Here is a 21988-nt window from a genome sequence, read left to right on the forward strand (position 1 = left end):
GCCCGCACCATGAGCAGGATCGCTCAGGCTGCCACCCGACAAGCGAATCGCCAGCGCCCCGCGGCTCTGGCCTTGCTTGTACTCATCACCGCAACCAGTTGCGGCGTTGTGGGCAAGACCAGCGTCAAGTCGGTGCAGATGGCGCTGCAGGGCAAGCCCAACGTGGAACCCACGGCCACCGAGGTGGCCGCCAATCGATTCCCGCAGATCAAGGTCACCGGTCCAGCGGGGGGCGCCGTTCTGGTGCTTGGCAACATCGACTCCGGTCGCCAGGCGTGGTACAGCTCCGAGCGAAGCATCGTCTTCCTCAGGGATGGCATCGTCGTCGGAACCCATGGCAGCAGCCCGGAACTTGAGGACATGACGCTCGAAGGGAATTCCCCCTTCCACGCGCTGCACCGGATCGGGGATGGCACGACCGTGCAGCGCCGTTACGACGTCATGCCTGATTACCGGTATGGAATGAGCGTCACCGGCACCCTGACCACCTTGGGCAAGGAGAAGGTCCATATCCTGGAGAGCGAGCGCGAGCTGTTGCACGTGCGGGAGCGGCTTCAGGGCGACGGCTGGAAGCGCGACAACCACTACTGGGTCGATCCTGCCAACGGGTTCATCTGGAAGAGCATCCAGGCCATCGCACCCGACACCAGCCTTGAAGTTGTCCAGCTCAAGCCCTACTCGCAGGACCTGCAGAACCGATGACACTGCGACCGATCATCCTTGGGCTGGCACTGGCGCTGGCCTCACATGCGCATGCCTCATCGCCGATCAACGTCGAAGCGGCCGGTCATGTTCGCAATCCCGGCATGCACACGCTTCCCGCCGAGGCCCGCCTCAGCGCAGCCGCACTTGCTGCAGCGCCGGAAGAAGAAGCCTATATGCTGGGCGCCGCCCTTCTTCGGCAACGTGCACTGACGCCACAGACCCGCCTCAAAGCGGGCCTGCTCTTCGATCTTGAAACACTCGCCTCCCAGCAGGATGCTCCGGAGCTTGCCGACGCGGCCGCGCAGCTGGCGCGCGAGCTCGGTGACCTGCCAGTGACCGGGCGCGAACCGCAGCTCCTTGATCCGCGCCGCCTGGAAGCGAGTGCCGCGGAAAATCGACCCGCGCTGGCGGGCGACCGCGTCGTCTATCCCGGCCGACCCGAAACCGTGCAGGTTGTTGGCGCGGTCGTACAGCCGTGCAAGCTGCAGCATCAAGCCACACTCGACGCACGAAGCTACCGCAACGCGTGTGCCTTGCTGCCGGTGGCGAGCCCTGATGACCTCTACGTCATCCAACCCGACGGCAAGGTGCATCAGCTCGGCGTGGCGCTGTGGAACCGGAGCGCTCCAGTGCGCTTAGCGCCAGGCGCCGTGATCTACGTACCATTGAGCGCCGCCAAGATCCGCAACATTGCCCCCGACGTCAACGAGGATGCCGTGCGCTTCCTTGCCACCCAGGTGCTGGATGCACCCGGAGTTTCATACTGATGCGCCATCGCTCCATCCCACTGGCACGCGCCAGTGTTGCCCTTCTCAGCCTGAGCGTCAGCGCTGTATTGCACGCACAAACAGCCCCCGCCCCCACCGCCAGCGATTGGGGCGGCGTTGGTCTGCTGCAGACCCCCACCGCACGCATGGCCGACGACGGCGAGGTGAGCTTCACCGCAAGCCATACCTCGCCCTACAGTCGCTACAACGTGGTGATGCAGCCCCTGCCATGGGTTGAAGGCGCATTCCGCTATGTATCGGTAGCGAATCGACGCTATGGCCCGGAGTGGCTGAGCGGCAAGCAGAACTACAAGGACAAATCCATCGACCTGAAGGTCCGGCTGTGGCAGGAAAGCCGATGGGCCCCCGAGGTGTCCGCAGGCTTCCGCGATATCGGTGGTACCGGCCTGTTCTCCAGCGAGTACCTGGTTGCAAGCAAGCGGTTCGGACCGATCGATGCAAGCCTTGGTCTTGCCACCGGCTACATCGGCAATCGAGGAGACTTCTCGAACCCGCTTCGGGTAATCAGCGACCGCTTTGAAGAGCGCCCACGCGCGCAGGGCACCGGCAACTTCAACAGCAAGGGCATGTTCCGCGGTCCCGTCGGCATCTTCGGTGGCATCGCCTACCAGACACCCTGGGAACCCCTGCAGCTGAAGCTTGAGTACGACGGCAACGACTACAAGCGCGAACCACAGAACAACAATCAAACGCAGAAGAGCCCAATCAATCTGGGCGCAAGCTATGCCGTGAATCCCAACGTGCAACTGCATCTTGGCTGGGAACGCGGCGACACAGCCATGTTCGGCATTACCCTGCGCGGCAATGTGGCACGGGCGAAGTCCACGCCCAAGCTGCTGGATCCGCCTCCGGTTGCGCGAGCATCTGCGGCGCCCTCCGCACAGTCAATGGATGACATCGACTGGCCCGCCCTGAGCCGGACTTTGGAAGAGAACGCTGGCCTCCGCGTCGCGGCCATCAGCCGGCGCGGATCGGAAGTCATCGTCAGCGGTGAACAGCGTCGGTTCTACTACCCCGCGCAGGGTGTTGGCCGTGCGGCACGCATCCTGGATTCAGAACTGCCATCCGATACCAGCTGGTTCACGATCGAGAACACCCGCCTGGGCGTACCCATCGTGGAAAGCAGCATTGAGCGCAGCACCTTCAACAGCTACCTCGACAATCGCACCCCGCTGAGCGAGTTGGCAGGCCACATCGAGCAGGCGGCGCCTGCGCAGCAGCGCCGCGAGAGTCTCTATGTGGCCCCACTTCGACGCTATGACGGCGCGTTCAATATTGGATACCAGCAGCAGCTGGGTGGACCGGATGGCTTCTTCCTGTTCCAGGTCGCAGGCACCTACTCGGCCAACTTCCACTTCACGCGGAATACCTGGCTGAGTGGAACGGCCAGCTACAACGCGTACAACAACTACGACCGCTTCCGCTACGACGCGCCAAGCAACCTGCCCCGGGTCCGCACGAACATCCGCAGGTACCTGACTACGGAAGACCTGACCCTGACCAACCTGCAGCTCACCAGCAATCATCAGCTGGGCAAGGACCTGTATGGCTCGGCCTACGCCGGCCTGTTCGAGGCCATGTACGGCGGCGTGGGTGGCGAGATCCTCTACCGCCCCCTCAACGAGCGCTGGGCGGTGGGTGCCGAGCTGAACTGGGTGAAGCAGCGCGATTTCGATCAGCGCTTCAGCTTCCGCGACTACAGCACCACCACCGGCCACGCCAGCTTCTACTATCAGTGGGGCGATGAGCACAAGATCACCAGCATGATCAGCGCCGGCCGCTACCTGGCGAAGGACTGGGGCGCCACGATTTCGGTTGCGCGCGCCTTCGACAATGGCGTCAACATGGGCGCATACGCCACCAAGACCGACGTTTCGTCCAAGGACTTTGGCGAAGGCAGTTTCGACAAGGGCATCTTCATTTCGATTCCCTTCGACTTCCTGCTGCCTCGTTCGACTCGCGCCCGTGCGACGTTCGCCTGGAATCCACTATATCGAGACGGTGGCGCGCGATTGAGTCGAAGCTACTCGCTTTACCAATTGACGTCGGAGCGGGACCCGGACTTCTTCTTCGACAATCTCGAAAACATCGCAAAGTAAGCCCATGGAAATCGAGCCATCTCGATTCCACCCAATTGAACAGGCAACATCGAAGTCTGCAAGGAAGAACAACATGCGTGTAGCAATCATCCACGACTGGCTTACAGTCAATGCAGGTGCCGAGAAGGTACTAAAGCAGATGCTACTGCTGTACCCCCAGGCAGAGATATTCACTCTGGTGGACTTCCTCCCTGAGGAAGATCGCTCTTTCCTTGGCAGCCACAAGGTTCACACCAGTTTCATCCAGAAAATGCCACGTGCACGCAAAAGCTATCGGAGTTATCTTCCGCTCATGCCGCTTGCCATCGAGCAGTTTGATCTCAGCGGCTTCGACCTTGTTCTATCAAGCAGCTACGCCGTAGCCAAAGGCGTGCTCACTGGCCCAGATCAAATCCATGTGTGCTACTGCCACTCCCCGATTCGCTATGCTTGGGACCTTCAGCCGCAGTATCTGCGCGAATCCGGGCTGGACCGGGGCCTGAAGAGTGCCATCGCACGGATCATTCTCTCCTATATTCGCATGTGGGACGTTCGGACCGCCAACGGCGTGGACCATTTCATCGCCAACTCGACGTTCATTGCTCGGCGTATTCGCAAGGTCTACGGGCGCGAATCTGTTGTGATCCCGCCACCAGTTGATATCCCGGAGACTCTCCCCAGCTCTATCCGCCAAGACTACTACGTCACCGCTTCCCGGCTGGTGCCCTACAAGCGCATCGACCTGATCATCGAAGCGTTCAATCAAATGCCTGATCGCAAGCTTGTTGTTATTGGCAGCGGACCGATGCTGGAACAGATGCAGCGGCTCGCCAAGCACAACGTGAGCGTTCTCGGGTACCAGCCCCAGGAAGTGCTCGAGAAGCATCTTGCCGAGGCACGCGCCTTCGTATTTGCGGCTGAAGAGGACTTTGGTATTGCGCCGGTGGAAGCGCAAGCGTTTGGAACGCCGGTGATCGCCTACGGGAAAGGAGGCATCCTCGACAGCGTCAAAGAAGGAGAAACAGGATCTTTCTTTTCCGAGCAATCTTCGTTGTCAATCCAAAACGCCATCAGATCATTCGAGCTGCGCTGCGCACCTTGGAATCACACCCAGATTTCCAAGCACGCCAACAAATTCAGTCCTGATGAGTTCCGCAATAGGCTGGCGAAAGAAGTTCAGCTTGCACACCAGAACCATCAACGACAGAAAAATCATGCCATTGATTAAACGCAGCTGCATAATACTGCACTCGAGCAAAGGGCCTTTCAGTTGAGATCGCGGGCGGACCTCGCACTGCAAAGGGTACAAAACGAATCTGACGCCTCAGCCCCTCTCGTAAGCCCAAAAATTCAAGACCGAGAATAATTATTTAGAGGTCCCTACACCAGCCAAGGAGAGGGACCATCTGAGAAACGGCCTCAGGCTTGCAAATCGAACATCCCTGATTTTCGTTGTTTGGATAGGCGCCCAATGTCATTCAACATTGCGACTGTTCGTGACTCATAAGTGTGACGCCTTGCCTCAATCTGACCTCGCTCCTTGGCCACTGAATCATCCATAAGGCTTGCCTCAATCTCGCTGACAAACTCATCCGCACCCGAAGCAAATCTACACACATGTGCAAACTCCCTCAGAGAATCAAGGCGCACACTTACAACGGGCAAGCCAGCAGCAAGATACTCAAAGAACTTCATTGGAAACATGCCAAGAGTGTAGTCATTGAGAATATTGGGCATAATGGCAACATTCATACCCTTGAGATAAGCAGGCAAATCAGCATAAGGCCGCGGCCCTAAGAGGTGCACATTGGGAGCGGTACTGAGCAATTCAGCACAGGTCCAAGGATCACCCTCCCCCACCTTCCCGACAAGTACAATATTCCAGTCAGGGCGGCGCCGGGCGATTCCAACAATTAGTTCAAAATCTATTTTATAAGAACTAATCGCTCCAACAAATCCAATCACCGGCCCTTTGAGCGTCGCAATGTCCGAAGGAACCTGGACATCCGACGAACCCGCTGACGAAAAGTGCACGTAGTCAGCCACATTTGGGTAGTAAATAGTATTTGGATTAATATCGCGACGCCCCTCAAGAAGAGGCTCCGCAGTAACGAATATCACATCCGACTCTCGTACCAGCTCTTTTTCACGTGAATCAATTGCCTCAAACGGCATGCCCGGCTGCGCCTTTACATCATCCACGCAGTGATATACCACCGTCGCGAAACGATCCAAATCCACCAACTGCGTTGTAATTGGATTATAAGTCCAGAGGACGGATGGCTTAAGGCCAACAATACGACTCCAGACCGCGAAAGAGAATCCGAGCAAGGATCTGTTTACCCTCCCAACCACGCTATTTCCATGAAACGGTAGCAGCATGGGCGAAACAACCCATACTCCATCCCTAACCTTTCTAGGCAAGGCGAAGGCCTTTCGGATCCTTCCAATTATTCGTTTCATATCACTTGCAGAAGCAGAAGGCCTTCGGAGACCCACCGAATCAACATACAAGACTCGATATCCAAGCCTACTCAGTTCACATGCAACATGCTGCTTATTGGTCCAGAATGGATTATCCCAATCCGCCGTGGAAAGCAAAATAACATCCCTATTTGTCATAAATCTTCCCCAGCGATCGGCGAATCAAACCAAAAGCAACTGTGCGCGACCGTCTCCAAAGAAGAAGCGCCAGGACCCAATACCCACAGAATACTCCAGCAACACCAAGCTCCCCAACACCTGGATGAGGGAGCGTCATAACTGCTGCCACGTGCCCCCCCCCAATAATGAGCATGGGGAATAGCCATTTCGAGAAATCACCAAGAACACCCAAATTCCAGCAACACATAAAAGTCAAGAGCACCGAGGCTGCCGCGGCCGCGCAACCCAATGCCACTCCACCAATCTTCTTGTAGAGAAGAAAGCTAATTAGAATTTGTACAGCAACCGATATCATCGTAAAAGCCACGACCATACCGTTGCGCATCCGAGCACTCATGGCCTTAACCAGAAAGTAGCTTACAACCTGCGCCCAGAGCCCTACAGACATAGATGAAAGAATAGAAACGGTCGAAGCGGTTGAATTCTCACCAAATTCCCCGTGCTGAAATAGGAGTCGCACAAGCGTCTCTCCGTGCAGCAGCAGAATGAACGAGATCGGAACCGTGACAATCAGAAGTGCTGAAACAACCTTCACAAGCACTGACCTGAACTCAACTGCCGTCATTGACCCCATTGTGGCCAAACCGGCGAGGCCCAAGGGCATCGCAAGAAGAAGCACTCCAGTCTCAGTAATCAACTTTGCATACCCAAGCGCAGCCACGGTTGAGTCAGAGATCAATGAAGCAATCGCGCGCTCCGCCACTACCCCTGCTTGAAGCACGACCGGCAGAAGGAGCAAGGGTCGTATTGCGCGAAGAAATCTAAACATCGAATCAAAGTAGTATTCGCGCCTTAGCATTGAGACAGGGGCCCAGCTCCCAACACAAGCAGCCCGAACACCCAATGCAGAATACAGTGCATAGGAACACAGGAACGCCCACGCAATCAAGGAAAAATCCGAGAAGCACCATGCAAGCGCAATTCCAAGAATCATGCCGACATTCTGTATTGTGGCGCGCATCGAAGCCAACGAGAACTCACCATTGGCCATCGCCAGATATGAAAGCAAATTCCCAGCCACATAAAATGGAACGCCCAACGCAGACACCTTAAGAAGTTCTATCGTTAGGCCCCTGGCCTCCGGACCGAACCCCGGAGCCACTACAGAAACCCAGGATTCCGCCAAAACCAGCAGCATCAACAGAATGCCAAAGGAGATCGGAACCATGATAGAAAGAACTGCCCAGAATAAACCTATAACTCTCTCTCTGCCCTCTTTTTCAATGGAAGAGTATAAAGGCAGAAATCCCGCTGACAGCGCGTTAGCGGCGAAGAACTCTACAGGAACTAGCGTAGCCGTTTGGGATGCACGCGCCGCCGATGCTACCGCACCGGTTCCAAAAGCTGTAGCAAGTAAAATCTCCCTAAGTACTCCCGACAGTTTCCCAATGACAGAGCCTGTTGCGAGCTTCAAGGCCGCGCGTATCATTGCACTTCGCCCTTCGATCTACTGGCACCAGAAAACAAATTCAAATAACTCAGTGCAGCATACTGCAATGAATAGCGCTCCGGCAGCAAGCTAGTACGATCCATTCTTGGTTGAATCACTTTAACAGCTCGTGCAACGCTCGCAGGATCGTGGGGATCCACCTCCTCTATAGCTTCCGACGGCCGCTCTTGCTGGACGACATGACGCGAAACAATACAAGGAAGACCACACGCCAATGCCTCGAGAATATTCATTGGCAAACCCTCGACCCGAACTGTCGTAAACAGCATTACGTCAGCGGCCGAAAGGTAATCCACCATTTCATCTCGCGAAACCGCCCCCGCAAAATGCACAAAGTCCTCCAAACCCAGCTCACGCACCTTGCTCTGAAGACGAACCCGTTCTGGTCCATCACCAACAATGAGGTACCGAACAGAACAATCATCCCTCAAAGCAACGGCAATGCCATCCAGCGCTTGGTAGATCCCCTTCTGCCCGTCTAAGCGCGCCGCTGTAACTACTACCTTCGAGTTCCACCAGCCCATTGACTCTCGAAGACGGAGAGCTCGCTCAGAATCATACCGAAATGTTTCTTCTGAAACCCCATTGCTAATCAGACAAGCCCCTCTTTCTCCACTCAATACGAGTGCAATGGGGAAACGCCCAAATTCAGTTACAACGGCTTGACCGATTGCAACAACAGAAGCATATCGTGGATAATCACGCAAATCTTTGATTAGATTGACTAGATTTTTCAGAGACTTAATCAATTCAATCGCGCGGCGAGATCTCCATTTTGAAACCAGCTCGCCAAATGATGTCCCATGCGCCTGCATATGGATGCGTTTCCGAACATCATGCCCCAAATCGAGGAAGGGACTGGCGGCTGAACTGACGCCGAGAATCGCATCAAAGGACAGCAGATATTCCCTGGGGCAGGCATCCAGAAGTCCTCGCCTCCATCGCGCACCGTATCGCCGCCATGCAACACCTTTCATGCCGCGAATTTCTACGCCACTGTCCCAGAATGTATCTGGCCGATCGCTAATCTCCGCAGTGATAATGGCCACCTCGTGACCTAGGCGAGCAAACTCTCTTGCCAAATCCCAGGCAACTGCCTGCATTCCACCAATGGAATGATGAGGCAGAACACGAGTAACGATGAGAAGCCTCACAGAAGCCCCTCATAGAGTCGACCCAATACAGCCGACTGCACTTTCACATTGAACGAATCCTCGACTATCTCGCGAGCTTGAGCAGATACCCTTGAAGCGAAAGCCGGGCTGATAATGTAGTGACGCATAGCCTCAGCTATAGCTCCAACATTCCCCTCCTCAACCAAGAGACCATTCACTTCCTGCTTTATAAGCTCTGGAATTCCCGCATGAAAAGTTGAAACTATAGGGGTGCCTGTAGCTGCCGCCTCCATGAGAACGATCGGAAGACCTTCAGTATCACCATTTGCCGCCGTTCTACTTGGCTGACACAGCATTAATGCATTCTCCATCAGCTTTCGGGCTTGCTCTCTAGGGACCCCCCCCAGCAAATCCACATGAGACGAAAGGCCCGACGAATCCACGAGATCCCTTATACGTCTCTCCATCGGTCCCGCACCAACAATTACAAGGCGAATATCAGGGTGCCCACGATGGATCAGGCGAAATGCATTGATGAGGTCTATGCACCCTTTCTTCTCCACCAGCCTTCCTACATGGAGAATGTAATTTCCCGATCGTTCCGCTACGGGCTTATATGCGAAGGCATCGACGTCCACCCCCATGTAGTGCGTTACAACGCGCCCCTCAGGAAAGCCACTTTCAAGAACCATTCTTTCAATATGGCGAGAAACACAGACAAACAGGTTCCCCCTGCGTTTTAGACCAGATTTAAATAGAACGTAGTTAATCCATGCCGGCTTCATCGAACGCAATAGCTCGGAAGATTTGAGCGTTACATCATAGCCATGAAAAGTCGTCACTAAGGGAACGTCCATTTCTTTAGCCAAGCCTTCGGCATAGACCCCCTCCACGCCGAAGTGTGCATGAATCAACTCTACACTGGCATCACGCAGTGGCTCAATGTATCCCTTACTGGACCTGAGAATCGACTGGCATCCTTTAGAAAAGGCCCCCATTCTCGTATCATCCCAGAGTGCAAACGAATTGACATCCGGATGTGCAGAACGCGTGCGGCCAGTATAAAACGGCGTCCAGCCAGGGACGGAGTCGGCTTGCTCCCTAATGAATGGTTCGGATTGTTTGAAGAGCTCATGCCTAAAGACGGCATACGATTTAGGCTTTTTCATCAAACGTCTCCCAATAACTTTCTAATATGCAGGCAATAATCAAATCCGCACGCGGATGGCATGCGCTCTATTGCCCGCCAACGGCCGCATGATTGCTGCACCCAAGAAAACTGCAGCTACCGAGCTCTCTGCCGGGACTTGCGTAATACCGTAGATGACCATAAAAAAGAGAACAGTGCCCCCACAAGCGAGGAACAACTCTCGACTCGCAAGCGTCAACTTCAAAACTGCTGTAAAGATCATTGCAATCAAAGCAACCCCATAGATTCCACCCACAAAGATCATATAAAGGTAGAGGTTATCGACGAAGGCATACGCAAATCCGCCGCCACCGAGCTGCATTGATGCCCCCAACCCCCCAACCCCGAGGCCAAATAACATGCCAGAATTGGCAATGCCATACTGAATAACTGCCGGCCAGACCACGGTGAACCTATCGTGCAAGCTTGCATATCCCCCGCCCCCAGGGATTGCCGCGCCCTTTGAATACATATAGAACGGCAGTAATAGGCCGACGATCAACCCAGCAACAATGAATGACCCAAGAGCGCGCCTAACCACCCTGCGATTCAAAAGGATCGGAATCGAGGAAATTGCAAATGCGAGTGCAGCTGTCTTCATTGTGCTGAGATAAATGGAAATAAAGACGAACAGCACGATAAGGACGCGCATCAAAGATCGACGCTCCGTGCTGGCCACGAGCAAACCCAAGACTGCGATGAGCAAAGAAGACTCGATAGACGAGCTGGATAAGCCAGCCAAACGCCGAACACCGCCATCAGACCACTCCCGTCCGACCAGCGATGAAATTCCGCCAATTTCGATCGTAAGCCCTTCCCACGGAAAGACAATAAAATAATTTATCAGCTGAAATGTAATTGCCGCACCCAACAGAATCCTGATCTTCCGCAACATCCAGTGACTGAGAACAGACTGATAAAAAATCATCCCAAAAAAGAATGGAAGAAGAACCCAGAACCCCATCATCACCTGCGCAATTCCATTCAGCAGAAGTGAACTAGCAAGGCACAAGAAAATAACCGAGACTACAGCAAGCTGCCCCGTCCGCAACCTAAACAGGGCAAGCGGGACCAGCGCAACAGAAAGAAGAAGGATTTTTGAAGCAAGATGAAAGTATGGCAAACCAACAAGGAAACCGAGATACTTCAGCAATCCCGCACAGGCAGTCGTCCACAAATGGAACAGTACAGCCCACTGAAGAAAATCCCCTTTTTCTGCAACGACCTGAGACGGCAAAAATCTCAATTCCTCGCCATTAGAAATTTCCACTAGCAGATCTCGTTAGTTGCCCCAAAAGGGCGTTCCCCGCGCAGATTGGGCGCCGCGATTAGAAAGCACGCCGCAGCCTCATCCAGCAGCGGACTAAAGCAAGTCCCGCCTCACGTCACAGATTTGTACTCGTAGTATCCATAACTGTAGTAACCAGCGGAACGCCGCTGAACGGCGTTAAAGATCGCACCCTTGATGCGTACGTTGTTCTGCTCAAAGCGGCGCTTGGCGAGCGCCAGCTCCTTCGCTTGGTTGAGGCCAAAGCGCGCCACCATCAGGCAGGTACCGGCATGATGGGCAATGATCGCAGCATCGGTAACTGCCAGGATCGGCGGCGTATCGACAATGACCAAGTCGTACTGCGGTGCCAGCTCCTCCAGCAACGTGGTGAAGTTGGCATGCATCAGCAGTTCCGACGGGTTCGGCGGAACGTCACCACGCGCGATGAAGCTCAGATTGTCCAGGCCTGGCAGACTTCGCACCACCTGCGAACGGTCAACCTTGCCGACCAAAAGATCCGACAGACCAGGCGTCTGCGCAGCTCCCAATGCCCTGTGCAGGGTCCCTTTGCGCATGTCGGCGTCGATGATCAGCACACGTTGCCCGGCCTGCGCGATCACCGCCGCGAGGTTGGAAGACACGAATGTCTTGCCGGCGTTGGGGCTCGCACCAGAGATCAACACGATGTTGTTCTTGGCTTCCAGACGCGCGAAGTGAAGGCTGGTACGCAGGCTACGCACCGCTTCGATGGCCAGGTCGGCCGGGTCTTTCACCGCAAGCAGATGCAACTTGCCGTCAGCGCGGAACTTACCGCGCACCGAATCGGTCTGCTGCTGCGTACTAACCGGAATCGAGGCATATACCGGGAGACCCAGCTCTTCGATCTGCGAGGGGTCTTCCACGCCGCGATTGAGCAGTTGCTTCAGCAGTACCAGCGCCACCGACAGGAACGCGCCCAGAACGGTACCGATCAGCACCACCACCGCCTTGCGCGGCTTGACCGGCGTAGTGGCATCGACCTCGGCAGCGTCGACGATACGCACATTGCCAACGGTGCCGGCACGGGCCACGTCCAACTGCTGAGCCTGGTTCAACATACCGGTGTACATCTCATTGCTGACCTGCAGGTCGCGGGTCAGGCGCAGCAGCTCCTGCTGGGCTTCCGGAAGCTGCTTGACCTGGCCCTGGAAGCTGCTCTTACGACCTTCCAGCTCGCCAATCTGGCGCATCAGCGCCTGATAGGCTGGATGGTCACGGGTGAACTTGCGATCCATCTCCGCCTGCTGCAGGCGAAGCTGCTGGATGCTGGTTTCCACGGCCACTTCCTGATCCAGCAGCCCCTTGGTCTGCAGGGTCAGATCCACGGAGTTCGCACGCGTCTGGTAGGCACTCAGCGCCTTCTGCGCCGCATCCACCTGGTTGCGGACATTCGGCAGCTGCTCCTTGACGAAGGTCAGCTGCGCAGAGGCTTCGGCCGAATTGCGCTCGACATTTTGGCGGACGTAAGCCTGCGCCACCTGCTGCAGGAAGTTCTGCGCCAGGACCGGGTCGGCACTCTCATAGGCCAAGGTTAGGATCCCAGAATCCTTGCCGGACTCGCTCACGGCAATGTCCTTCTGCAGATCGTTGATGACCGTCAGATGGCGCTGGCGCGACACTTCAAAGTGCATACCCGGATGCGCGCGCATCTCGGCAACCTGCGCGGTCACCCCCTTCCCGCTCGCGACCTTGCCGACCTGCCCTTTCAATAGAAGATTGTCATCCTCGTCAAACAGTTCATAGCTGTTGTTCTCGCCGACGACCAACGTCATCGGTCGCGCCTGCAGCGCGCGCGGCACGTCCAGCTGGAAGATCTCCAGCTTCTCGCCACCCCAGCCGAAACGGCTCATGCCAAAGCGCACATCAGCCAGAGCTTCCGAATCTGCGCGCTCGGCCTTGCGCGCAACGTAGCCGCCCAGCAGCGGGAAGCGGTTGGGCTCGATGGTGATATCCAGCTTCAACGCATCGACCGCACTACCGACCACCGAACGCGAAGTAATCAGTGCGATCTCGGTGGTTGCCTCTGCAGATCCAGTGCCCATACCCAACGACTGGCTGATATCCGACAGGCCTGGCAACGAAGGCACCTTCGATTCAACCTGGACGATTGCGTCCGCACGATAGATCGGCGTGGCCAGCAACGCATAGGCCACCGCAACCACGAAAAAGAGCCCGGTAATGCCGACGATCCACCACTTGTAGTCGATCAAGGTTCCAAGCAGCTGGCGCAGATCGATCTCGTCGCTGTCTTCCGGTGCGGAGGTACGGGCTTCAGTGGTCATGAATTGGGGGTCTTCAATGCGGGGAAAGGGCTACAGGACTGGAATACGCAGCGGGACTTCAGAGGTGCCGCGCCCAGCTCTCCACACCCTCGGCCATCAACTTGTAAACATGCTCGAACGCCGGACGCTGTTGGCGGTACGGATCGGGAATCTCCCGATCCTGCTGCCACTTGCCCAGCAGAAAGGTTTTCCCGGATGCCTGCGGAGCGATCTCGGAGATCCGGCGCACGTGTTTGCGCTCCATGGTCAGCACCAGATCAGCAGCTCCTAGGATCGCGTCATCGATCTGGCGCGCGCGATGGGCCAGGCCATCCATGCCCTGCTCCACCAGCAACTCCTGCGCCGTGGCATCAATGCTATGCCCAACCAGCGCACCGAGACCCGCGGAGGACACCTGGATGCCCTTGCCCTGGACCGCCTGGCGCAGCATCACCTCTGCGGAGGGACTGCGGCAGATGTTGCCGACACATACAAAAAGAACGTTATTGAACACTGGCCTGGATCCTGTGGCATTCCTTGCGGCGCACGCGACCAGAACACCCAAGGCCGGCGGCAGCCGCACAGCATACCTTACAAGTGCATTACAGGCGATGAAATCGCCAACATATTCATGGGATTACGTCGCAGTTCCAGAAGTCGCCCTCTAGTACGCCGACTTCTGCCCAAGAACTTTCAGCGCCGTCAGCACGATGATCCGCACGTCTAGCGTCGGGCTCCAGCGCCGGATGTAATCGATGTCGTACTGGACACGCTTCTTCATCGAACGAAGCTCCGGTGTCTCGCCCCGCAACCCATGGACCTGCGCCCAGCCGGTAATCCCGGGCTTGACGTAGTGACGATGCATGTAGCGCTCGATCACCCGTTCATAGTGGTCATTGTGCTGGATCGCGTGCGGCCGCGGCCCCACCACCGACATGTTCCCACCCAGAACATTGAAGAACTGCGGGAGCTCATCTAGGCTGCTGCGGCGCAGGAAGGCACCGAATCGGGTCACGCGAGGATCCCCCCGCGTCGCTTGAGTGATCTGCCCTGCGCCCTCCGCATGCACGCGCATGGAGCGAAACTTGAGCATCCAGAATTCCTTACCGCCCAACCCGTGGCGCTTCTGGCGGAACAACACCGGCCCCGGCGAACTCAGCTTCACGCCGAGGGCCAATAAAGCAAACAACGGCGCCAACAAGATCACCGCCAGTCCCGCCACAACGATGTCCTCGATCCGCTTGAACAGGCGGAATCGATGGTCCGACAGGCCCTGGCGCACGCCAATCATCGGCACATCGCCCACCTGATGCACCCCAGGATTGAGCGCCCCCAGGCCGGTCGTGTCAGGAATCAGGCGCACCGGCACGGGAAAACGCTCGATCTGCTTGAGCATATCCTTGATTGCTGCCGCGTGCCCCATGGGCATTGACACCCATACCTGATCGAATTCACCCCTATGCTGATCCATGTACAGCGGAACCTCGGCTAACGCACCAAGCCTACGTGGCGCGTCTCCACCACGCCGGGTCGCAATGTCACCGGTGCTAGCAAAGTAGCCAACAACTTCCTTGCCCAGTTCCGGCTTGCCGCGCAGAAGGCGATGCAATTTCAATGCAGGTGCGCGCAGCCCGACCAGCAGGATGCGCTCTCGATCCATCCCACGCGAGCGCAAGCGGTGCAACTGCACCCTCAGTAGCACACGCAACAAGGCCATTGCAGCAAGCCCGAACGCATACCACCCTACCAGCCAACTGGATGGAACAGCGTCGGCCACCCCAACGATGACCACATAGATCGAGAACAGAGCAAAGGTGGACGACCAGGCCAGCAGCAGCAGCCAGAGATCCGCCAGGAGGCCCCTAATACGCCAGTTGCGATAGACCGGCGCTACCGAAAAGCAGACGATGGCACTGAGGATCACCGCACCGAACACGATTCGCTGGGACGAATCCGGCGCGCCTGCGCCATAGAGCAGGATGTGAGAAAGCACCGCCATTCCTGGCAGCAGCAATAGATCACCCAGGCGCAGCCCAAGCTCGAGGGCTGCTCGGGCCTCGACACGACGACGGCCAGCGCGGGCCCGCTCCGCAGGAAGGTCTTCTACTGATCCATGTAGCAAAGCACTTCTCCAGTATCCGCTCGACACGACTCCGAAAGATTCGGCGTCACGTGCATGGGCTCCCCAGCCAGCACGCTGTTGTCCGGACAACGTCAATTAAATGTGGAGGAATTGTGAATGAAGCGAAGGGCAAAAGATAGGAACCTCAAGTCGGAAGAACCCCCACGGCACCGTCGGAAAATCACCTAAGTGCTTATAATTATTACGAATTACAAATGTATCAAAATGCATCAGAATACGTCATTTTAGGTCATAGCTGCCACTGATCGACTCCTATTGAGGGCGTCGAACTCATCAGCACTGCTAGAATCCCACGAATTTTTTCGCAACAAGGAAGATGCGTGTCGCAACTCCTCATCTGCGGCGGCGCCGGCTACATCGGCAGCCACATGGCCCAGTACCTGGCCGAAGCCGGCCACGCCGTAACCGTGCTCGACAACCTGTCCACCGGCCACCGCGACGCGGTCTGCTGGGGCGAACTGCTGGAAGCCGACCTGCTGGATCCCGAAGCGCTCGAACGCGCTCTCCATGGTCGCCAGTTCGATGCCGTGATGCACTTCGCTGCCCGCTCGCTGGTCGGTGAGTCCGTTGCGGATCCTTATGCCTACTACGACAACAACGTCACTGGCACACTGAACCTGCTGGCCGCCATGCGGCGCCACGACATCGATCGCATCGTGTTCTCCTCCACCGCTGCGGTATTCGGCAATCCACTGTCGGACGTGATCGATGAGGACCACCCCAAGGCGCCCATCAACCCTTACGGCGCCAGCAAGCTGATGGCAGAGCGGATTCTCGCTGACGCAGCCACAGCCTACGGCCTGCGTTCAACCTGCCTGCGCTACTTCAATGCCGCAGGCGCCCTGCCCGACCAGGGCATTGGCGAGGCCCATGCCTGCGAAACCCACCTGATTCCCAATGTCCTGCGTGCCGCATTGGGCATCGGCAACGCCATGAAAGTGTTCGGCAATGACTACGCAACACCCGATGGCACCTGCGTGCGCGACTATGTACACGTGCAGGATCTGGCCCAAGCCCACGCGCTGGCACTTGAGTACATGGAGCACACGCCGGGTGCGCACGCCTTCAATCTGGGCAATGGGCAGGGTTTCTCCGTCCATGAGGTGATTGCAGCCGCGGCAGCGGTCAGCGGACGCGAAATTCCGTTTGAGATGGCGGAACGCCGCCCGGGCGATCCGGCCAGCTTGGTGGCGTCTTCTGCCCGCGCTCGCGAGATCCTGGGTTGGCAGCCGCGCTGGACCGAGTTGGCGCCAATCATCGCCAGTGCCTGGCAGTGGCATCGCTATCCTCCCGCGTGGTCGCCGCAGCCGGCCATTCCTGACACCGCGCGCAGCTTGGACGAAGCCCTGCCTGCCTGAACAGGCACCCCGAATAGGGATGGCCTATCGGTGCGGTTTCACCCCGCACCGCACCAAAGCCCAGCAACCTCCCTCTGCTACCATCGGCGGTTCTGTTCATCGCGTCCCCCACCTGCCCGCGATGGCGCCAAACAACGTAACGAAACACAGGAGTCTGCATGTCTTCCGAGCTGCTCAAGTCCCTTGGCCTGGACGCGATCAACGCTGGCACGTACCTGGGCAACGGGGAGTGGTCGAGCGCGACCAGCGGTGAGCTGATCACCCCGGTCAACCCGACCACCGGCGAGCCGATCGCGCAGGTCCGCGCGACCACCGAGGCCGAGTACGACACCGTCGTCGCCCGCGCCCAGGAAGCCTTCAAGGTCTGGCGTACCACGCCGGCGCCGCGCCGCGGTGAAGCCGTGCGCCTTTGCGGCGAAGCACTGCGCAAGCACAAGGACGCCCTGGGCTCGCTGGTTGCGCTGGAAATGGGCAAGAGCAAGCCCGAAGGCGACGGCGAAGTGCAGGAGATGATCGACATCGCCGATTTCGCCGTGGGTCAGAGCCGCATGCTGTACGGCTACACCATGCATTCCGAGCGCCCCGGCCACCGCATGTACGAGCAGTACCACCCGCTGGGCCTGGTCGGCATCATCTCGGCCTTCAACTTCCCGGTCGCGGTGTGGAGCTGGAACTCGTTCCTGGCCGCCATCTGCGGCGACGTGTGCATCTGGAAGCCGTCCAACAAGACGCCGCTGACCGCCATCGCCTCGCTGAAGATCTGCAACGACGCCCTGCGTGAAGCCGGCTTCCCGGACATCTTCTTCCTGATCAACGATGCCGGCACCGCGCTGTCGGAGAAGATGGTCGATGACCGCCGCGTGCCGCTGATCAGCTTCACCGGCTCGACCCAGGTTGGCCGCACCGTCAACGAGAAGGTCGCGCGCCGCCTCGGCCGCTGCCTGCTGGAGCTGGGTGGCAACAACGCCATCATCCTGGACGAAACCGCCGACCTGAAGCTGGCCGTGCCGGGCATCGTGTTCGGCGCCGTCGGTACCGCCGGCCAGCGCTGCACCACCACCCGCCGCCTGATCGTGCACCGCTCGATCTATGCCGACGTGCTGGCCACGCTGGTCAAGGCCTATAAGCAGGTGGAAGGCAAGATCGGCGACCCGACCGATGCCGCCAACCTGATGGGCCCGCTGAACAGCGATGGCGCCGTGCAGCAGTTCCTCGATGCCATCGCTCAGGCCAAGGCGGCCGGCGGCACCATCGAAACCGGCGGCACCCGCATCGACCGCGCAGGCAACTTCGTGCTGCCGGCGATCGTCTCGGGCCTGAAGAACAGCGACGCCGTGGTCCAGCACGAAACCTTCGCGCCTATCCTGTACGTGATGCCGTACGACAGCATCGACGAAGCCATCGACATGCAGAACGGCGTGCCGCAGGGCCTGTCGTCCTCGATCTTCACCCAGAACCTGAAGACCGCCGAGAAGTTCCTGTCGGCGGCCGGCAGCGACTGCGGCATCGCCAACATCAACATCGGCACGTCCGGTGCGGAGATCGGCGGCGCCTTCGGTGGCGAGAAGGACACCGGCGGTGGTCGCGAGTCCGGCTCGGATGCATGGAAGGTCTACATGCGCCGCCAGACCAACACCATCAACTACTCGGATTCGCTGCCGCTGGCCCAGGGCATCAAGTTCGACCTGTAACGCTTTCTGTAATGCCGAGCCATGCTCGGCAGGATGCGCCATGAACACCGCAGGAAATGCAGCCGAGCATGGCTCGGCTCTTCAGGCTGGCAAGCCGGTGATTGATTTCACCGGCCGCTGCGTGCTGGTCGCCGGCGGCAGCAAGGGCATTGGCCGTGAAATGGCGCTGGCGTTTGCCGGCGCCGGTGCGCGGATCTCGGTCTGCGCTCGCGGCCAGGCCGGTCTGGATGCACTGCGCGCCGAAGCACAGGCACAGGGTTTCGAACTGCACACGTTTTCCACCGATCTGGCCGATCCAAGCCAGATCCAGGCCTGGCTGCAGGCCGCCGCCGATGCGCTCGGCGGCATCGACGTGCTGGTCAACAACGCCACCGGCTATGGCATGGCCGACGACGAGGATGGCTGGGCGGCCAGCCTGCAGATCGATCTGATGGCGGCGGTTCGGGCCTCTCGCCTGGCCCTGCCCTGGCTGCGCAAATCCAGCGACGCCTGCATCCTCAATCTGTCTTCGATTGCCGCGCAGCAGCCGCGTCCCGGTGGTGCGCCCTACGCCGCCGCCAAGGCCGCGCTGTCGCACTACACCACCTCGCAGGCGCTCGCGCTGGCCAAGGAACGGATCCGGGTCAATGCCATCGCACCGGGCTCGATCGAGTTCGATGACGGCCTCTGGGACCGCCGCCGCACCGAAGACCCGGCGCTGTACCACGGTACGCTGGCGAAGATTCCGTTCGGCCGCTTCGGCCACCCGCGCGAGATCGCCGATGCAGCCCTGTTCCTGTGCTCGCCGCTGGCGCGCTGGATCACCGGCCATGTGCTCAACGTGGATGGTGGCCAGGTGTTGATGGGCTGACACCGGCACTCCGGTAGTTGCCAACCTTGGTTGGCATGCCTTTCGTCGACCAAGGTCGACGTCTACCACAGCTGGAATGCCTTTCGTCGACCAAGGTCGACGCCTACCACGGCTGGAATGCGGTTCGTCGACCAAGGTCGAGGCCTGCCTGGCTGGAATGCCCTTCGTCTGCCAAGGTCGACGCCTGCCATCGCATCCGTCGGGCATGGGATTGCCCGGGCAGAGGCACTATCATGTGCACACTGCCAAGGAGGACCCCGATGAGCGTGGCACCCCGACAGACAAGCGCCCTGGCCGTGGTCAGCCTGGTCATGGGCATCGCCAGCTGGACCGTCCTGCCCTTCGTGGCCAGCATCGTGGCCATCATCACCGGCCACATGGCCCGCGCCGAGATCCGCCGCCGCCCGCATGAACTGGAAGGCGATGGCCTGGCCGTCACCGGTCTGGTACTGGGCTGGGTGATGGTCGGCGCGGTGATCGCCGCCATCCTGGTCTTCATCCTGTTCTTCGGCGGCCTGGCCTGGCTCGCTGCGATGTCGAACTGACTGCCATGACCACCTCCGACAGCACTGAACGCTTCAGCAGCCGCGTCGCCGATTACGTCCGCTACCGGCCCGATTACCCACCCGCGCTGCTGGAATGGCTGCACGGCCCGATGGGCGTCAGCCGCGAGGCGCTGGTCGCCGACATCGGCGCCGGGACCGGTATTTCCAGTCGCCTGTTCCTGGCCAGCGGCCATCCGGTAGTCGCGGTTGAACCCAACGCCGCCATGCGGGGCGCGGCCGAGGAATGGCTGGCACCGCAGTACCCGCAGTTCCGTGCGGTGGACGGCCGCGCCGAGGCCACCGGCCTGGACGACGCCAGCATCGATCTGGTCAGCGTCGCGCAGGCCTTCCACTGGTTCGACACCGTGGCGGTGCGCGCCGAGTGGCAGCGCATCCTGCGTCCGGATGGCCAGGCACTGATCTACTGGAATTCGCGCCTGCTCGATGCCAGTCCGTTCCTGGTCGGCTACGAACAGCTGCTGCTGGATTACGGCACCGACTACTCCGCCGTGGCCGAGCGCTACCAGGACGATGCCACCATGCAGGCCTGGTTCGGCCCCGGCCTGCGCGGCATGGTCGAGCTGCCGAACGTGCAGCACCTGGACTTCGACGCCCTGCACGGGCGCCTGCTGTCCTCCTCCTATGCCCCGCAAGCCGGTCATCCGCGTCACGCGCCGATGATCAACGCTCTGCAGGACCTGTTCGCCGCCCACGCGGTCGACGGCCAGGTCGCTTTTGAATATCGAACCCGAGCCTTCCTCGGCACGCTGGACTGAACCGACGCATGTATTCGCTTGCCCGCCCCTTCCTGTTCTCGCTCGACGCCGAGCGCGCCCACGGCCTTGGCCTGTCCGCATTGGACCTGGCCTATCGCACCGGCACCACGCCGCTGCTGGCCGCACGCATCGCGCCGATGCCCAGCACGGTGTTCGGGCTGACCTTCCCCAATCCGGTCGGCCTGGCCGCCGGCCTGGACAAGAATGGCGAGCACATCGATGCGCTGTTCGCGCTGGGTTTCGGCTTCGTCGAAATCGGCACCATCACCCCGCGCCCGCAGGCCGGCAATCCGCAGCCGCGGCTGTTCCGCCTGCCGGAACACAACGCGATCATCAACCGCATGGGCTTCAACAATGCGGGCGTGGACGCGCTGGTGCGCAACGTCGAGCGCGCGCGCAACCGCCGCGGCCTGCTCGGCATCAACATAGGCAAGAACAAGGACACCCCGAACGAACAGGCCGTGGACGATTACATCGCCTGCCTGGACAAGGTGTACCCGCTGGCCGACTACATCACTGTCAACATCTCCTCGCCCAACACCGCCGGCCTGCGTGAACTGCAGGAAGAAACCGCGCTGCGCCAGCTGGTCAGCCAGTTGCGCGACCGCCAGGAAGATCTCGCGGCCCGCCACGGTCGCCGCGTGCCGATGCTGGTCAAGGTGGCGCCCGACCTCAGCGAGCGCGACATCGATGCCGCTGCCCGCGTGCTGGGCGAACTGCAGGTGGACGGCGTGATCGCCACCAACACCACCATCGACCACAGCAAGGTAGCCGGCGACCCGCTGGCCAACGAGGCCGGTGGCCTGTCCGGTGCGCCGGTGCTGGAGCAGTCCACCCTGGTACTGCGCCGCCTGCGTTCGCGCCTGCCCGAGTCGGTGCCGTTGATCGGTGTTGGCGGCATCCTGTCCGGTGCCGACGCGGTGGCCAAGATGGCTGCTGGTGCGGCGCTGGTGCAGTGCTACAGCGGCCTGATCTTCCGTGGCCCGGCCCTCGTCTCCGAATGCGTGGAGGCGATCCGTCGCCGCCGCGAAGCGCCGAGCCGCGGCGCGGTGGCCCCACTGTGAGC

18 protein-coding genes are annotated in these 21988 nt (G+C 59.1%); 10 read left to right on the plus strand and 8 right to left on the minus strand.

The window, feature by feature from the left end:
- Nucleotides 1-9 precede the first annotated feature (9 nt).
- The 4 genes from ACMZ91_RS06190 to ACMZ91_RS06205 all read left to right on the plus strand — a co-directional run bounded on the left by ACMZ91_RS06190 (nucleotide 10) and on the right by ACMZ91_RS06205 (nucleotide 4799).
- Nucleotides 10-702, plus strand: coding sequence for a YjbF family lipoprotein (locus ACMZ91_RS06190; protein ID WP_277779045.1), 693 nt, complete (start codon nucleotides 10-12; stop codon nucleotides 700-702).
- A complete protein-coding gene (locus ACMZ91_RS06195) occupies nucleotides 699-1472 on the plus strand; it encodes a capsule biosynthesis GfcC family protein (RefSeq protein WP_414577391.1) in 774 nt (257 codons plus the stop codon). Before ACMZ91_RS06190 ends, ACMZ91_RS06195 begins: the two co-directional genes overlap by 4 nt.
- The gene (locus tag ACMZ91_RS06200; protein WP_414577393.1) at nucleotides 1472-3592 is read left to right on the plus strand and encodes a YjbH domain-containing protein; all 2121 of its coding nucleotides are present in this window, start codon (nucleotides 1472-1474) and stop codon (nucleotides 3590-3592) included. The genes ACMZ91_RS06195 and ACMZ91_RS06200 overlap by 1 nt, the downstream gene beginning before the upstream one ends.
- Nucleotides 3593-3665: 73 nt before the next feature.
- On the plus strand, nucleotides 3666-4799 hold the full coding sequence (locus tag ACMZ91_RS06205) for a glycosyltransferase family 4 protein (protein WP_277779048.1): 1134 nt from the start codon (nucleotides 3666-3668) through the stop codon (nucleotides 4797-4799).
- Between the two features lie 191 nt (nucleotides 4800-4990).
- On the opposite strand, the gene ACMZ91_RS06210 is transcribed toward ACMZ91_RS06205, so the two are convergent.
- From ACMZ91_RS06210 to ACMZ91_RS06245, 8 genes are all read right to left on the minus strand, one after another.
- Nucleotides 4991-5902, minus strand: a complete 912-nt coding sequence (locus ACMZ91_RS06210) for a glycosyltransferase (RefSeq protein ID WP_414577395.1) — start codon at nucleotides 5900-5902, stop codon at nucleotides 4991-4993.
- Nucleotides 5903-6182: 280 nt separating this feature from the next.
- On the minus strand, nucleotides 6183-7649 hold the full coding sequence (locus tag ACMZ91_RS06215) for a lipid II flippase MurJ (protein WP_277779050.1): 1467 nt from the start codon (nucleotides 7647-7649) through the stop codon (nucleotides 6183-6185).
- Between the two features lie 11 nt (nucleotides 7650-7660).
- Nucleotides 7661-8788 (minus strand): glycosyltransferase family 4 protein, encoded by a 1128-nt coding sequence (locus tag ACMZ91_RS06220; RefSeq protein WP_414577397.1) that lies wholly within the window; start codon nucleotides 8786-8788, stop codon nucleotides 7661-7663.
- 47 nt (nucleotides 8789-8835) lie between these two features.
- Entirely contained in the window at nucleotides 8836-9969 is a 1134-nt protein-coding gene (locus tag ACMZ91_RS06225; protein ID WP_277779052.1) for a glycosyltransferase, read from the minus strand.
- Nucleotides 9970-10008: 39 nt separating this feature from the next.
- Nucleotides 10009-11259 (minus strand): hypothetical protein, encoded by a 1251-nt coding sequence (locus ACMZ91_RS06230; protein ID WP_277779053.1) that lies wholly within the window; start codon nucleotides 11257-11259, stop codon nucleotides 10009-10011.
- Nucleotides 11260-11369: 110 nt separating this feature from the next.
- The gene (locus tag ACMZ91_RS06235; RefSeq protein ID WP_277779054.1) at nucleotides 11370-13580 is read right to left on the minus strand and encodes a polysaccharide biosynthesis tyrosine autokinase; all 2211 of its coding nucleotides are present in this window, start codon (nucleotides 13578-13580) and stop codon (nucleotides 11370-11372) included.
- 58 nt (nucleotides 13581-13638) lie between these two features.
- Complete coding sequence (locus ACMZ91_RS06240; RefSeq protein ID WP_277779055.1) at nucleotides 13639-14073, minus strand: low molecular weight protein-tyrosine-phosphatase; 435 nt, start codon at nucleotides 14071-14073, stop codon at nucleotides 13639-13641.
- A 150-nt stretch (nucleotides 14074-14223) separates the two neighbouring features.
- A complete protein-coding gene (locus ACMZ91_RS06245; protein WP_414577400.1) occupies nucleotides 14224-15708 on the minus strand; it encodes an undecaprenyl-phosphate glucose phosphotransferase in 1485 nt (494 codons plus the stop codon).
- Between the two features lie 314 nt (nucleotides 15709-16022).
- On the opposite strand from ACMZ91_RS06245, the gene galE reads away from it, so the two are divergent.
- The 6 genes from galE (at nucleotide 16023) to ACMZ91_RS06275 (ending at nucleotide 21986) form a co-directional block, all read left to right on the plus strand.
- Nucleotides 16023-17060: a UDP-glucose 4-epimerase GalE gene (galE, locus tag ACMZ91_RS06250; RefSeq protein WP_414577402.1), complete on the plus strand. Its 1038-nt coding sequence runs from the start codon at nucleotides 16023-16025 to the stop codon at nucleotides 17058-17060.
- Nucleotides 17061-17218: 158 nt separating this feature from the next.
- The gene (amaB, locus tag ACMZ91_RS06255; protein WP_049462043.1) at nucleotides 17219-18751 is read left to right on the plus strand and encodes an L-piperidine-6-carboxylate dehydrogenase; all 1533 of its coding nucleotides are present in this window, start codon (nucleotides 17219-17221) and stop codon (nucleotides 18749-18751) included.
- Nucleotides 18752-18791: 40 nt separating this feature from the next.
- Nucleotides 18792-19601, plus strand: coding sequence for an SDR family NAD(P)-dependent oxidoreductase (locus ACMZ91_RS06260; protein ID WP_414577405.1), 810 nt, complete (start codon nucleotides 18792-18794; stop codon nucleotides 19599-19601).
- 260 nt (nucleotides 19602-19861) lie between these two features.
- Nucleotides 19862-20146 carry a DUF4190 domain-containing protein gene (locus ACMZ91_RS06265; protein WP_010484694.1) on the plus strand — a complete coding sequence of 95 codons (285 nt, stop codon included), beginning with the start codon at nucleotides 19862-19864 and terminating at the stop codon, nucleotides 20144-20146.
- Nucleotides 20147-20151: 5 nt separating this feature from the next.
- The gene (locus ACMZ91_RS06270) at nucleotides 20152-20922 is read left to right on the plus strand and encodes a class I SAM-dependent methyltransferase (protein ID WP_414577407.1); all 771 of its coding nucleotides are present in this window, start codon (nucleotides 20152-20154) and stop codon (nucleotides 20920-20922) included.
- A gap of 8 nt (nucleotides 20923-20930) precedes the next feature.
- On the plus strand, nucleotides 20931-21986 hold the full coding sequence (locus tag ACMZ91_RS06275) for a quinone-dependent dihydroorotate dehydrogenase (protein ID WP_032127499.1): 1056 nt from the start codon (nucleotides 20931-20933) through the stop codon (nucleotides 21984-21986).
- Nucleotides 21987-21988: the final 2 nt, after the last annotated feature.

The organism is Stenotrophomonas sp. FR024, from assembly GCF_047500745.2.
In the GTDB taxonomy this organism is placed as follows: domain Bacteria; phylum Pseudomonadota; class Gammaproteobacteria; order Xanthomonadales; family Xanthomonadaceae; genus Stenotrophomonas; species Stenotrophomonas maltophilia_A.

Coding starts and splice junctions, on each gene's coding strand:
- ACMZ91_RS06190 (WP_277779045.1), top strand. CDS start 10: ATGAGCAGGATCGCTCAGGCTGCCACCCGACAAGCGAATCGCCAGCGC.
- ACMZ91_RS06195 (WP_414577391.1), top strand. CDS start 699: ATGACACTGCGACCGATCATCCTTGGGCTGGCACTGGCGCTGGCCTCA.
- ACMZ91_RS06200 (WP_414577393.1), top strand. CDS start 1,472: ATGCGCCATCGCTCCATCCCACTGGCACGCGCCAGTGTTGCCCTTCTC.
- ACMZ91_RS06205 (WP_277779048.1), top strand. CDS start 3,666: ATGCGTGTAGCAATCATCCACGACTGGCTTACAGTCAATGCAGGTGCC.
- ACMZ91_RS06220 (WP_414577397.1), bottom strand. CDS start 8,788: ATGCAGGCAGTTGCCTGGGATTTGGCAAGAGAGTTTGCTCGCCTAGGT.
- ACMZ91_RS06225 (WP_277779052.1), bottom strand. CDS start 9,969: ATGAAAAAGCCTAAATCGTATGCCGTCTTTAGGCATGAGCTCTTCAAA.
- ACMZ91_RS06235 (WP_277779054.1), bottom strand. CDS start 13,580: ATGACCACTGAAGCCCGTACCTCCGCACCGGAAGACAGCGACGAGATC.
- amaB (WP_049462043.1), top strand. CDS start 17,219: ATGTCTTCCGAGCTGCTCAAGTCCCTTGGCCTGGACGCGATCAACGCT.
- ACMZ91_RS06260 (WP_414577405.1), top strand. CDS start 18,792: ATGAACACCGCAGGAAATGCAGCCGAGCATGGCTCGGCTCTTCAGGCT.
- ACMZ91_RS06265 (WP_010484694.1), top strand. CDS start 19,862: ATGAGCGTGGCACCCCGACAGACAAGCGCCCTGGCCGTGGTCAGCCTG.
- ACMZ91_RS06270 (WP_414577407.1), top strand. CDS start 20,152: ATGACCACCTCCGACAGCACTGAACGCTTCAGCAGCCGCGTCGCCGAT.
- ACMZ91_RS06275 (WP_032127499.1), top strand. CDS start 20,931: ATGTATTCGCTTGCCCGCCCCTTCCTGTTCTCGCTCGACGCCGAGCGC.